The following is an 11,408-nucleotide window of genomic DNA, read 5'->3' as shown; positions in this document are numbered from 1 at the left end:
ATTGCCTTTTGGGAAAAAATAGTGAAAGGATTTAAAAAATGAATGAAATCACAATAATAGGTCTGGGTCCGAGCAACTTAGATCAAATGCCTTTGAATGTATACCGATTACTCAAAGAAACAGACAAAAAACTTTTTGCACGAACAAAATTGCATCCGGCTGTAGAAGAACTGGAGAATGAAGGTGTTCACTTTCATTTCTATGATTCATTTTATGAAGCAGAAGAAAAAGACTTTGACAAAGTTTACCAAGCAATCGTAGAAGATCTACTGGAACGTACTAAGACAGAAGATATTGTTTATGCTGTCCCGGGCCATCCGATGGTTGCTGAAAAAACGGTGCAGCTACTTTTATCCCAACCGAATGATGTGAAAGTTAATATTTTAGGAGGAAAGAGCTTTCTGGATGATTTATTTCAAGCAGTAAAAAAAGACCCAATTGACGGGTTTCAACTGCTTGATTCATTTGACTTAAATCCTGATGAAATCAATTCTAGTCAGCAAATTGTCATCATGCAAGTTTTTAATGATTATATTGCAAGCGAAGTAAAACTATCTTTAATGGAAATTTATCCAGATGATTTTTTAGTTGCACTAGTAAATGAAGCAGGAGGGAAAAAGGAAACTGTTCGCTGGATTCCTCTTTACGAACTAGATAGACTAGAGGGCATATACAATCTTCTGTCCCTGTATATTCCGCCTCTTCCAATGGAGAAAAGAACTAAAAGTTTCTCTATGCTCCAAGATAATATGGATAAAATCACTGGAGAAAATGGGGATGCATGGATTCGGCAACAGAGTCACACATCATTAGTGCCCTACCTACTGGAAGAGACTCAGGAGTTTAAAGAAGCTGTAGAATCTGAGGATATTGAAAACATGATAGAAGAATTGGGCGATATATTAATGCAAGTACTTTATCACGCTTCAATCGGAGAAAAAACAGGATACTTTTTTATGGAAGATATAATAGAAACTCTAAACAACAAATTAAAAAGACGGCATCCACATGTCTTTGACGGTATCACAGCTACTACCCCCGAAGAAGTTGATAAATTGTGGCAAGAAATCAAACGAAAAGAAAGGAAGGAGAAGCAATAATGAGATTAGATAAATTTTTAAAGGTCTCCAGGATCATAAAGAGAAGGACTGTAGCAAAAGAAATAGCAGACAAAGGACGCATTGAAGTGAATGGTATCACAGCGAAATCTTCTACAAATATAAAAGAAAATGATGAAATCAAAATCAAATTTGGGAATAAAACAATTACAGTAAAAGTTGAAAAAATAAAGGATTCGACAAAAAAAGAAGAAGTGAAAGAGTTGTATACTATTCTTGATGAATCCTATGCGAATGAAAGCGATTAAAATTATTGTGAAAAATCGAAGAAGTTGTTAGACAAACGTTGTTTAATATTGCTATAATGAGACTATGTTTTCAAGGGAAGGGTGATAAAGATTGATGAAAGAAAGAATAGCGGAAATCATCCGCTTAGATAATGAGTTTATCAAAGAGAAAACTCTTCAAGCGCATAGACAACGTAAAATAAAACGTACAGTTCAAAAAAGAGCGCTTTTCATTTTTTCTATCGGTTTTTTCTTTATTATCTTTCTAGCAAGTAAAATTCTAGACAATAACAACAAAGTAGATGAGTTAACAACTGAAAAAGGAGAAGCAAAAATCGAACTTGCTTCTGTCAAACAGTATCAAGATGATTTAGATTATTATGCGAACCTATTAGAAGATGAAGACTACATTGTTAAATTAGCAAGAAGTGAATATTACATGACAAAAGAAAACGAAATAGTTTTTAGTTTCCCAGATGATAAAACAGCTGAATTTGTTGAAGTGACTCAAGAAGCGAAAGAAAAGGCTGAATAAGAGGGTGTTTGATAAGATACACGAAATTAACTAAGTAGTCTTTTCTAATCTAGAGATGCGTGGTATACTTAATCTATATTTTTTTTGGGAGGAAAACTAGTTAATATGTCAATTGAAATTGGAAATAAAGTAGAAGGTAAAATTACTGGGATTACAAATTTTGGTGCATTTGTTGATTTAGGAGAAGGTAAAACAGGGCTTGTTCACATTAGTGAAGTATCTGATCGCTATATCAAAGATATAAACGAAGAATTAGAAGTCGGTCAAGTTATCACCGTTAAAGTATTAAGTATAGGGGATGATGGGAAAATCGGGTTGTCTATACGTAAAGCCGAAGACAAACCAGCTGAAGCTGCTCCATCTAAACCGAGAGCAACCACTACTGATCGCGGGAAATCTGGAAGTAGTTATCGTCCAGCTAGCCGCCCTTCACAAGGTAATCGAAGCAGTGGAGGAAATAAAAAAGAGGATTTTGACTCATTGATGAGTTCTTTCTTAAAGGATAGTGAAGATCGTCTTACGTCCTTAAAAAGAAGCACCGAAAATAAACGTGGAGGTCGTGGAGGTCGTCGCGACTAAAGCTTTACTGTAAAGTAAACAATCAATTTTAAAGGGGTCTCGGTCAGTCTGAGTCCCTTTTTTTTTATTAAATCATTAATAAAGAAGCGGATGAAATGAGGGAAAGCTCATGCAGTTACAGGAAAAATTCAATCAAGAATGTAAAAGAGATCAAAGTTGGAATACAGAGACCAATCTCGTTGTAGCTGTGTCGGGTGGGGTAGATTCGATGAGTTTACTCTCTTTGATTTTAAATTTGCCTCAAAATCTAAGGCCACAGGTTGTTGTTGCGCATATTAATCACCAATTGCGTCCAATTTCGGCAAAGGAAGAAGCCGAATTAAGCTTATGGTGTAAAAAAAGAGATGTCCCTTTTTATTCAAAGAAATGGTCTAAAAAAAAACACCCACAAGCAGGCATGGAAGAAGCCGCTCGAGCTTTTCGCTATGATTTTTTTGAGGAGATCATGCTTCAAACGAACGCTCAATTTTTGGTAACTGCTCATCATCGCGCTGACCAAGTAGAAACAATCTTAATGCGCTTTGTAAGAGGTGGTCAGTTTAATCGTTTAACTGGAATAAATAGAATTCGATCTTTTAATAGAGGCAAACTCATTCGCCCATTATTAAATTACACAAAAGAAGAGTTGTATGAGTATGCGAATCATCAAGAATTAATGTATTTTGAAGACGAAACGAACATCAGTGGAAGTTATACCCGAAATCGTTATCGAAATACAATTATCCCGCTAATTAAACAGGAAAATCCGAACGTGGAAGAACACATCGTTCAATTTGCACAAGATCTACAAGATGTGTTGGAGCTCGTTTCTCCTATTGTTAAGGAAGCTTTGGAAGAATGTCACGCAGTGGAAAACGGTCAAGAAAAGCTGCTTCTTCCACGGTTTGAAAAACATTCACCTGCCTTGCAGAGGCAAATTTTATTATATTTATTGAATGATTATTATAAAAGAGAAAATCGAACATTTAAATCAAGTCAAATTGAACAAATTAGACGATGGCTTATTCAAAGTGGTCCTAATAGTCAAGTTGATTTTCCAGGGAGTTTAATTATTCAAAAGTCTTATGAATGGGCTTATTTCAAAAAACATACAGCAGCTATTGGATATGGAAAAAAAGTTGAAAATTATGAGATGACGCTCAATCTTGACGAAACAATTTCCTTACCAAATGGAGGGAAAATGGGCCTTTACTCTTCAGAAGAGTCTATGTTACCTGCTTCTCCATTTTCTCACAGTATTTATGTGAATCCCGAAGATATCATTTTGCCATTAACAGTCCGAAATAGACGGACTGGTGATCGCATGTCTTTAAAAGGGAAAGAGACGGGCACAAAAAAAGTAAAAAAAATATTTATTGATAAAAAGATACCTGTGGAAAAAAGGGAAAGAGTCCCAATAGTAACGGACAAAAATGGGATTATACTTTGGGTAGCGGGAATCAAAGAATCAGCGTTGTCTATTCAGCCAGAAACTGATACAATACACTACATACTCCATTATGAAGCTAAACGGAGTGACTCTTAAAAAGGAGAAATTGACATGCATAATGATATAAAAGAAATTTTGATTTCGGAAGAAGAGATTCAAGCTAAAGTTGTTGAATTAGGAGCAATATTAACTGAAGAATATAAAGATAAAAACCCACTATTGGTAGGTGTTTTAAAAGGTGGATTGCCTTTTATGGCTGATTTGATTAAAAGAATGGAGATTTACCTAGAAATTGATTTCATGGACGTTTCTAGTTATGGCACAGAATTGGAGTCATCTGGGGAAGTGAAGATCCTTAAAGATTTAGACACGAATGTAGAGGGTCGGCATGTTCTATTTGTGGAGGACATCATAGATACTGGTAGAACATTAGATTATTTAAAGAAGATGTTTGAATATAGAAAAGCAGCTTCTGTGAAAATCGTGACACTTTTGGACAAGCCAAGCGGTAGAGTGATCAAAATGGAAGCTGACTGGGTTGGCTTTAATGTGCCGCACAAATTTGTAGTCGGATATGGTCTTGATTATATTGAAAACTACAGAAATTTGCCCTATGTAGGGGTACTCAAGACAGAAATTTATCAAGATAAATAAATAGTCAAGCAAGGTCAAATATGGTATACTGAATTTTGTTTTATTTATGCTATTTAAAAATACCAGAGAAATTACAGGAGGACAGACATGAAAAAAGGATTTTTCAAAAATGGCCTCTTCTATGTGATCGTTTTTATTGCCATCATCGGAATTGCTTCGTGGGCAACCGGTGGGAATAATACCGAACAAGCTAAAGGAATTTCTTCTAGCGAGTTTGTTCAACATTTAGAAGAAGACCGAATCAAAACATTTACTATTCAGCCAGAAGCTGGAGTTTATGTTATTACAGGCGAGTATCGTGATGGAGAAGAAATCCAAGTAGAGACTGAAGAAAATATTAGTATATTTGGTACAGTTGAAAGTGAAACAAATCAATTCACAGCAGCAATTCTTCAAAATGATTCTGTAGTAAGTGAAATCAATCGATTAGCCGAAGAACAAGGTGTGGATATTACCTCTGTACCTGAAGATCAAGGAAGTATTTGGGGATCATTACTCATTTCATTCTTGCCTTTATTACTTTTTGTTGGATTCATCTACTTTATGATGGGTCAAGCAGGACAAGGTGGAGCCGGTGGTGGTGGCGGCCGAGGTGTTATGAATTTCGGCAAGTCTAAAGCCAAAGAAGCAGATGTAAAAACGAGCAAAGTACGTTTTTCAGATGTAGCCGGTGCTGACGAAGAAAAAGAAGAATTGGTAGAAATTGTAGAATTCTTAAAAGAACCAAGAAGATTTGTTAATCTTGGTGCCCGCATTCCCGCAGGTGTCTTATTAGAGGGACCACCCGGAACAGGGAAAACATTGCTTGCAAAAGCTGTAGCTGGAGAAGCAGGAGTACCATTCTTCTCAATTTCAGGTTCGGAATTTGTGGAAATGTTTGTTGGGGTAGGAGCTAGTAGAGTACGTGATCTGTTTGAAAATGCGAAGAAAAATTCTCCATCTATTATATTTATTGATGAAATTGATGCGGTTGGTCGCCAGCGTGGAGCCGGAATGGGTGGTGGACACGATGAACGCGAACAAACCCTTAACCAATTGTTAGTTGAAATGGATGGCTTTACAGGAAATGAAGGAGTTATCGTCATTGCTGCTACTAACCGTTCAGACGTATTAGACCCTGCTTTATTACGTCCAGGTCGTTTTGACCGTAGAGTTATGGTGGGTAGACCAGATGTTAAAGGTCGGGAAGCTATTTTACGTGTTCATGCTAAAAACAAACCATTATCTGATGATGTAGACTTAAAAGTTATTGCGAGACAAACTCCAGGGTTTACGGGAGCAGATTTAGAAAACTTGCTAAATGAATCAGCTTTAGTTGCGGCTAGAAGAAATAATAAGGTGATTGAAGAAGTCGATTTAGACGAAGCTCATGATCGTGTTATTGCTGGACCAGCGAAAAAAGACCGCGTGATCAGCGAAACCGAGCGCTCAATGGTTGCCTATCATGAAGCAGGACATACGATAGTCGGAATGGTATTAAATGATGCACGAATCGTTCATAAAGTTACGATCGTTCCAAGAGGTCGTGCGGGCGGTTATGCAATCATGTTGCCTAGAGAAGATCGTTTCTTGATGACGAAAAAAGAAATGTTTGAACAAATTGTGGGACTGTTAGGTGGTCGTGTTGCTGAAGAAATGGTATTTGATTCTCAATCAAGTGGAGCAAGCAATGACTTCCAACAAGCTACTCAATTGGCACGTAGTATGGTTACTGAATACGGAATGAGCGAGAAACTCGGCCCTGTTCAATATGAAGGTGGGGGACAAGTGTTCCTTGGAAGAGATTACTCTCAATCCAAAGCTTATTCCGAACAGTTTGCGTTCCAGATTGACCAAGAAGTATTGAGCATCTTAAACGAAGCACATGATGAAGCAAGACGAATTTTAGAAGAGCATAAAGAACAACATAAATTAATTGCCGAAAAACTCTTAGAAGTAGAAACACTTGATGAAAGACAAATCAAGACTCTATTCGAAGATGGCAAGATGCCAACAGCTGAAGACTATAAAAAAAGAGAATTTCCTCGTGAAGAAGAAGCTAAAAAGGTGGGAACCTCTTTTGATGAAGTCAAACAGTCACGAGAAGAAAAAGAAAAAGAGCGCGAACGAAAATTTGATGAATCACGTGACGATACCGATGAATCCAATCCAGTTAAAAAAGTGAAAGAGGATTTAGGTATTGAGGGTGGAGAAGAATTTTACGAACATTCTGAGGAAGAAGAAAATAGCGATAAAGAATCAGATCAAGAATCAAAACAAGACAACGACGAAGATTCTTTGAAGTAAGAAGGTAAAGGTTAAGGGTCGAGACACCGTGTCTTGACCCTTCCTTGTTTTTTATAGGATAAACGAAATGGGAGGATGCTTTGGATGTCAGATTATTTAATAAAAAGTGTTGCGTATGAGGGACAATTACGTATTTATGTTTTAGATGCAACAGAAACAATTAGGGAAGCACAAGAACGGCACGATACATGGAGTGCTTCTACGGCAGCTTTAGGAAGAACAATGATTGGAAGCATTATGTTAGGTGCCATGCTCAAGGGAGACGAAAAATTAACTGTTCGATTAACAGGGAACGGACCTGTTGGGTATATTGTCGTTGACAGTAATGGCAAAGGTCAGGTGAAAGGGTACATCGTGAATCCGCATGTGAGTTTACCCCTAAACGATCAAGGGAAAATTGACGTTAAAGGCGCTGTTGGGACAGAAGGTTCACTAACAGTGACGAAAGACCTAGGAATGAAAGAACCCTTTTCCGGACAAGTACCGCTGGTCAGTGGTGAAATTGGTGAAGACTTCACGTACTATATGGCAACTTCAGAACAGACTCCGTCTGCTGTCGGCGTCAGTGTATTGGTGAATCCTGACGAAACCGTAAAATCAGCAGGAGGATTCATGATTCAAGTTATGCCCGGAGCAGAGGAAAGCACTATTGATGAATTAGAAGAAAGATTACAATCCATCCCACTGGTATCAAAACTAATGGATAGTGGAGAAAAACCAGAAGAAATTCTTGATAGACTAGTAGGAAAAGGGAATTCTAAGATATTGGAAACACTTCCTGTTCAATTCCATTGCGGATGCTCCAAAGAGAGATTTGCAGAAGCGTTGGTGACATTACCTGATGCAGATATAAACGAAATGATTGAAAAAGATCAAGGAGCAGAAGCTGTCTGTCATTTTTGTGGTGAAAAATATCATTTTGATGAAGAGGAACTTGAACAAATAAAAAAACAAAGTAGATAGTTCAATTAGCGCAAAATGATATGTTAGATCCTATGCCTGTTCTTAATGGCATAGGATCTTTATTTGCGAGACTTGAAAACGACTGAGAATGGATATTGCTTGCAATAGAAATAAGAAAAAACTAAACTTGAAATGTGGTAAGTACTGAAAGGGGAATAAAAAGTGGTAGATACTAGAAAAAATAATTTGCGTGTAGTAGATTCTGTAGCTCAATTAATTGGAGAAACACCATTACTTCGTTTACGAAATGTTGTTCCAGCTAATGCTGGCGAAATATACGTCAAAATAGAATCATTTAACGTTGGAGGCAGTATCAAAGACCGTGTTGCATTAAATATGATCGAAGTAGCTGAACAAGAAGGGAAATTAAATCCTGGGGATACAATCGTTGAAGCTACCAGCGGAAATACTGGGGTAGGTTTAGCAATGGTCGCGGCAGCTAAAGGATACAAAGCCATTTTTGTTATGCCTGATACCATGAGTACTGAAAGACGCAATCTAATGAAAGCGTATGGGGCTAAATTAGAATTGACTCCAGGATCTGAAGGGATGAACGGAGCGGGTGCTCGTGCTGAAGAAATAGCGTCTCAACCTGGATATTTTATGGCAAGACAATTTGAAAATCTAGCCAATCCTGCTGTGCATGTAGCAACAACAGGACCAGAAATATTAGATGCTTTGAATGGAGAAGCCCCGGATGCATTTGTGGCAAGCGTTGGAACAGGTGGGACAATTACAGGAGTAGGAAAGGTAATGCGTCAGAATAATCCTGAAACTAAAATTATCGCAGTTGAACCAGCAGAATCTGCTGTTTTGAGTGGAAAAGAAAAAGGGAAGCATAAAATCCAAGGTATTGGGGCAGGATTTATTCCAGATGTTTTAGACACTTCTATTTATGACGAAGTGATTACAATTACAAGTGATGAAGCTTTGAAAATGGCAAGACGCTTAGCAAAAGAAGAAGGTTTGTTGGTGGGTATTTCTGCAGGAGCAAACGTTGCAGCAGCCATTAAAATAGCAGAAAGATTAGGCCGAAATAGCAAAACAGTGACCATCGCTCCAGATAATGGGGAACGTTATTTATCTACTCCACTATTTTCCGAAGAGTAAAAAAACATAAAAGGAAACAATATCATCGAATAGTTAAAAGGGGACTCCGGTCTCCTTTTTTATTGTTCTGATTGTCTATAGTGTAGTCTCTAAAAAAGCAAAAACACCTCAAGAAAATAAGAAGGTTGACAAAATAGTCTTTATAGAGTAAAAAGGATATGGTAAAATGAAAGATACGTATGTAGTAGAAATTACTTTAGCTGTTGCAAAAGTTTGAGCAAAAAAGATCGCTAAACGGCGATGGATAAGATGGTAGTGAGTTTTCCACAATTTCTTTTTGGAAAGTTAAGACTATACTGAATCTTGAACCGTTATGAATAATAGGATAACTTCAAAAATAGGATCAGTCAGCAGATAAGATGGTATTTAATACAAGTAAAGTGTTGTTTGAAACGAATTCGAAAGTTGCAAAGAGAATGGATGGAACGACTAGTCTGATAGATACGACGAAGATCATGGATGATTTCGCAAAACAATCAAAAGAAAAATTGATTGCTATAAAAAGAAGTGAAAAAATTAACTAAGAATGGAGAACAGAGAATGACTCAAGAGCATACACCAGTAGAAAATTTAAATGATCAACTTATTGTACGTCGTGAAAAAATGGAAGATTTGAGAAATAAGGGGATCGATCCTTTCGGCGGCAGATTTGAAAGAACCGATTTGTCTCAACAGTTACATGATAAATTTGATGAATTTACCAAGGAAGAGATTGCTGAAAAAGAAGAGAGAGCGATCGTTGCAGGAAGAATAGTAACTAAGCGTGGTAAGGGAAAAGCTGGTTTTGCTCATCTCAAAGATCGCAAGGGGCGTATACAAATTTATGTACGCAAAGATACTGTGGGCGATGAAATGTATGAAGTATTTAAATCAGCTGATTTAGGTGACTTTGTAGGAATAGAAGGCCCAGTTATGAAAACAAACACAGGCGAAGTCTCAATTAAAGCGGAAAAAATGACTTTTCTCACTAAAGCTTTACGCCCATTACCGGATAAATACCACGGCCTAACAAATGTAGAACAACGTTATCGTCAACGTTACTTGGATTTAATTAGTAATGATGAAAGTTTTGATACATTTGTCAAGCGGAGCCAAATCATTCAAGAAATCAGAACATATTTAAACGAAAAAGATTATTTGGAGGTAGAAACACCACTCTTGCATAATATTGCTGGTGGGGCAGCTGCACGTCCATTTATTACACATCATAATGCGCTAGATATGGAATTATATTTACGTATTGCAATTGAACTCCACTTGAAGCGATTAATTGTAGGTGGACTAGAAAAAGTTTATGAAATTGGACGAGTATTTAGAAATGAAGGAATTGATACGACGCATAATCCAGAGTTTACAATGATGGAATTGTATACTGCGTATCATGATATGAATGACGTAATGGATTTGACTGAAGATCTTATTCGCTCTGTGACAGAAAAAGTTATGGGGACAGGCAAAATTCGTTACGGTGATGACGTAATTGATATTTCATCATCATGGGATCGCGTGCATATGGTAGATGCAATCAAAGAATATGTCGGCATTGATTTCAGAAAAGAAATGTCAGATGAAGAAGCACGGAAATTAGCAACAGAACACAATATAGACATGGAAAAATATAGCACATTTGGCCATGTTGTGAATGAGTTCTTTGAATACTATGTTGAAGATAAATTAATTCAGCCAACATTTATTTATGGACACCCGGTTGAAATTTCTCCTTTAGCAAAGAAAAGTGAAGATGATCCACGCTTTACAGATCGTTTTGAACTGTTTATTGCTCGCAATGAATATGCGAATGCCTTTAGTGAATTGAATGATCCAATCGATCAAAGACAACGATTCGAACAACAAATGCAAGAACGTGCACAAGGTAATGATGAAGCGCAGCAAATTGATGAAGACTTCATTGAAGCATTAGAATATGGAATGCCTCCAACGGGTGGTTTAGGAATAGGAATCGATCGGTTTGTTATGCTTTTAACAGATTCTCAATCTATTCGCGATGTTTTATTATTTCCTACTATGCGTCCGTTACAATAAGAAATAGAGCATTGATTGTGTGACTTGTTATAATCCATGAATCAGATAATGAAAAGACTGTATATATCCACAAGGAAATTTGTCTTGAAAAAGGATGCACGATACTTTCATTGAAATACGAAAAGAAAACATACTAAGATTAGTAGGTAAAGACCACGACGGTGGTTTTTACCTACTATTTTTCTTTTATAGAGGTATAGTAAGGGTGAAAGGAAGCTCGACTGAAGCCTCAGGGACTATGAGTCCGAAACAAAAACTGAGCTCCCTCACTGTCATTTCTAAATCAGGTTTAAGTATGTGGGACCATGAGTCCGAGTACAGGAAATAAGACACGAAATGAAGCAGTGATGGTCTTTCAATACAAAAGAAAGCGAGGAATAATATGACTTATGTACTAGCTTTAGATGTTTCTATGGGGAAAAGTTATGCCGTCATCTATGAAGATGAAACGTGCTTGTGGGAAG

Annotated in this window: 11 protein-coding genes; all 11 read left to right on the top strand. The window is 37.1% G+C overall.

Annotated elements, in window-relative coordinates; all coding sequences use genetic code 11:
- Positions 1-38: 38 nt before the first annotated feature.
- The 11 genes from H626_RS0102915 to lysS all read left to right on the top strand — a co-directional run bounded on the left by H626_RS0102915 (position 39) and on the right by lysS (position 10,944).
- On the top strand, positions 39-1,100 hold the full coding sequence (locus H626_RS0102915; protein WP_027108006.1) for a MazG nucleotide pyrophosphohydrolase domain-containing protein: 1,062 nt from the start codon (positions 39-41) through the stop codon (positions 1,098-1,100).
- On the top strand, positions 1,100-1,366 hold the full coding sequence (locus H626_RS0102910; RefSeq protein ID WP_027108005.1) for an RNA-binding S4 domain-containing protein: 267 nt from the start codon (positions 1,100-1,102) through the stop codon (positions 1,364-1,366). The genes H626_RS0102915 and H626_RS0102910 overlap by 1 nt, the downstream gene beginning before the upstream one ends.
- 94 nt (positions 1,367-1,460) lie before the next feature.
- Positions 1,461-1,880, top strand: coding sequence for an FtsB family cell division protein (locus H626_RS0102905; RefSeq protein WP_035618420.1), 420 nt, complete (start codon positions 1,461-1,463; stop codon positions 1,878-1,880).
- Positions 1,881-1,985: 105 nt separating this feature from the next.
- A complete protein-coding gene (locus H626_RS0102900; RefSeq protein ID WP_027108003.1) occupies positions 1,986-2,459 on the top strand; it encodes a S1 domain-containing RNA-binding protein in 474 nt (157 codons plus the stop codon).
- 109 nt (positions 2,460-2,568) lie between these two features.
- Positions 2,569-3,984: a tRNA lysidine(34) synthetase TilS gene (gene tilS / locus H626_RS0102895; protein WP_027108002.1), complete on the top strand. Its 1,416-nt coding sequence runs from the start codon at positions 2,569-2,571 to the stop codon at positions 3,982-3,984.
- 15 nt (positions 3,985-3,999) lie between these two features.
- Positions 4,000-4,542, top strand: coding sequence for a hypoxanthine phosphoribosyltransferase (gene hpt, locus H626_RS0102890; RefSeq protein ID WP_027108001.1), 543 nt, complete (start codon positions 4,000-4,002; stop codon positions 4,540-4,542).
- An 87-nt stretch (positions 4,543-4,629) separates the two neighbouring features.
- Complete coding sequence (ftsH, locus tag H626_RS0102885) at positions 4,630-6,828, top strand: ATP-dependent zinc metalloprotease FtsH (protein ID WP_027108000.1); 2,199 nt, start codon at positions 4,630-4,632, stop codon at positions 6,826-6,828.
- Positions 6,829-6,912: 84 nt separating this feature from the next.
- A complete protein-coding gene (gene hslO, locus H626_RS0102880; RefSeq protein ID WP_027107999.1) occupies positions 6,913-7,791 on the top strand; it encodes an Hsp33 family molecular chaperone HslO in 879 nt (292 codons plus the stop codon).
- Between the two features lie 162 nt (positions 7,792-7,953).
- A complete protein-coding gene (cysK, locus tag H626_RS0102875; RefSeq protein ID WP_027107998.1) occupies positions 7,954-8,901 on the top strand; it encodes a cysteine synthase A in 948 nt (315 codons plus the stop codon).
- A gap of 359 nt (positions 8,902-9,260) precedes the next feature.
- On the top strand, positions 9,261-9,425 hold the full coding sequence (locus H626_RS11415; protein WP_156883226.1) for a hypothetical protein: 165 nt from the start codon (positions 9,261-9,263) through the stop codon (positions 9,423-9,425).
- A 16-nt stretch (positions 9,426-9,441) separates the two neighbouring features.
- Positions 9,442-10,944: a lysine--tRNA ligase gene (lysS, locus tag H626_RS0102865; protein ID WP_027107997.1), complete on the top strand. Its 1,503-nt coding sequence runs from the start codon at positions 9,442-9,444 to the stop codon at positions 10,942-10,944.
- The last annotated feature ends 464 nt before the right edge of the window (positions 10,945-11,408 follow it).

Origin of the sequence: Lacticigenium naphthae DSM 19658, assembly GCF_000425865.1 — a bacterium.
GTDB lineage: Bacteria > Bacillota > Bacilli > Lactobacillales > Carnobacteriaceae_A > Lacticigenium > Lacticigenium naphthae.
The sequence above is the reverse complement of the archived record's forward strand: the minus strand, read 5'-3'. Positions and strand labels throughout refer to the sequence as shown.